Source organism: Paenibacillus xylanivorans (assembly GCF_001280595.1).
GTDB classification, from domain to species: domain Bacteria; phylum Bacillota; class Bacilli; order Paenibacillales; family Paenibacillaceae; genus Paenibacillus; species Paenibacillus xylanivorans.
This window is the reverse complement of sequence record NZ_LITU01000069.1, coordinates 21,646-22,530: the sequence shown is the minus strand read 5'-3', so window position 1 is coordinate 22,530 and position 885 is coordinate 21,646. Positions and strand designations below refer to the sequence as shown.

Sequence of the window (885 nt, the reverse complement as noted above, 5' to 3'; positions counted from 1 at the left end):
GGGAGAAATCACGTCCCACTTCCCATACGGGGTCAAACCCGCCGCTTTAGCCAGCGACGTAGAAGTATGGTTATCGAGTTGGCATCGGTACTGGGGTTCGTATCCCTGATCATAGGCATACTTGCAGATTGAACGCACCACTTTGCGGGCATGACCTTTTCCTCTAAAGGGCGTCAGAGTCAGTACGCCGAGATCCGCAATTTGCGCATTGTCCTCCCAAGGATACATACTGGCGGCACTGACCAGGCGGTTTTGCTCAAAAGAGCCGAACACCGCCCAGTGATCTAATTCCACATAAGCGTCATCCAAGTCTTGTTCCGAGGCGGAGGACTCGAACTCATAGAAAACAGCATCATCTTGCTCTGTTAACCGGCGTAAGTCACCTTCCAGATTTTCCTGCAGCAATACGTTCTTATCGGTTTCTGAAAAATAAAAAAGATAATCTGCGCCATGCAGAGTGACTCCCGCTTCATTCAATTTCCGGCGAAAGATCTCCTCAGACAGGTCTTGTCTTTGATAAGGGCCTACCTTATCGGCCATCGCAGGCGTCAGGACCGCCATAACCCGGCCGTCGGTGGTTTCCAGCACCATGACCCGACTATCTTCGTCCAGGTCTGGGTTGATGGCGACAGTAAAGACTTCATCGCTATAGAGGACGTCTCCGTTCAAAAATTGCGCCCGCCAAAAGTCAGTTATCGTTTGTGAAAATAAAGGCGTACTTCTTACTTGATTTGGTTGATTTGTCATTATGTTCACTTCCTTAGACATTTGTAATAGATATACTAGAGAATGCAAGAAAAATACAATTAATATCTGGATAATTCTAATTCTTTCATCTGTACATTATCAATAATCTCATTTGCAGCCTTTCTTCAACCCCTTGCC

The 885-nt window shown here is 46.8% G+C and carries 1 protein-coding gene; it reads right to left on the bottom strand.

Translation table 11 applies throughout. The annotated features are described in order from the left end of the window. A partial coding sequence (locus AMS66_RS19815; protein ID WP_053782452.1) for a GNAT family N-acetyltransferase occupies positions 1–747 on the bottom strand: 747 nt, incomplete at its 3' end. Positions 748–885: the final 138 nt, after the last annotated feature.